The sequence below is a fragment of the Actinoplanes sp. NPDC051633 genome (assembly GCF_040681735.1).
GTDB lineage: Bacteria > Actinomycetota > Actinomycetes > Mycobacteriales > Micromonosporaceae > Actinoplanes.
Window position 1 is genome coordinate 1 of record NZ_JBFAZH010001815.1, and the last position, 1,065, is coordinate 1,065.

Sequence of the window (1,065 nt, forward strand, 5' to 3'; positions counted from 1 at the left end):
CGCCCGGTCTGGTGGCACCATCCGCCGGCGTGTCATCCGCACCCTGGCACTGCCGGTCGCCGCGGTGCTCGTGTTGCTCGGCGTCATCACCGTCATCGAGGTCGACGACTACCGCACCGCGGACGCATCGGCCCGCGCGGTCGACCTGGTGCTCTCCGTCCAGGACCTGGTGCAGGAGCTGCAGACCGAGCGCGGTCTGGCGGCCGGCCTGCTCGGCGGCAACGTCGGTTTCCGCGCGGAGCTGGCGCCCGCCCGGCAGCGGGTGGACGACAAACGGGCGGCCGTCGAGCGGCTGGCCGGCGACGGCGGGGACGTCGAGGAGCGGGTGACCGCGGCCGTCCGCGGCCTCGACGGCCTGCCCGGCGTCCGGGCCGGCACCGACAGCGGCGCGGCCGGGCGCGCGCCGACGTTCGCCTTCTACACCGACCGCATCGCCCAACTGAGCGGTGTGGACTTCGGCCTGGACAGCTCGGCGGACAGCAGCCTGCGCCGGGGCGTCGCCGCGCTGCAGGCCCTCAGCTCGGTCAAGGAGGCGACGGCTCAGGAGCGGGCGTTCCTGAACGGCGTGTTCTCGGCCAGCGGCTTCCGGCCGGGCGAGTTCATCCAGTTCGCAACCATGCGGGCGGCCAAGGACTCGGCCATCGCCTCGTTCCACCGGTACGCCACCGGGACCCAGCGGCGCGCCGCCGACTATGTGCTGAGCACCGGTGCGGCGCAGACCGCGGCGTACTTCGAGCAGGTCGCCCTGAATGCCGGCGACGGCCGCAACCTGCAAGTGAACCCGCAGTCCTGGTGGTCGGCACTGACCACGGTGCTGGACGACATGCTGCGCCTGGAGCAGCACGTCGGGTCGGTGATCCGGGCCCGGGCGGAGGACCTGCAGGGCCAGGCGTCGTTGCGGATGGGCGTACTCCTCGGCGTGGTTCTGGCCTGTCTCGCCGGTGCGGTCTATCTGGCCGTGGTCGCGTCGCGCTCGATCGCCCGGCCGTTGGCCGTGCTGGCCGCCGAGGCCAACCGGATGGCCGGGGAACGACTGCCCGAGGCGGTCCGCCGGGCCACCGCCGG

General features: G+C 73.9%; 1 protein-coding gene. It reads left to right on the top strand.

The window, feature by feature from the left end; genetic code table 11:
- A partial coding sequence (locus AB0M20_RS45405; RefSeq protein WP_364307875.1) for a nitrate- and nitrite sensing domain-containing protein occupies positions 1-1,065 on the top strand: 1,065 nt, incomplete at both ends.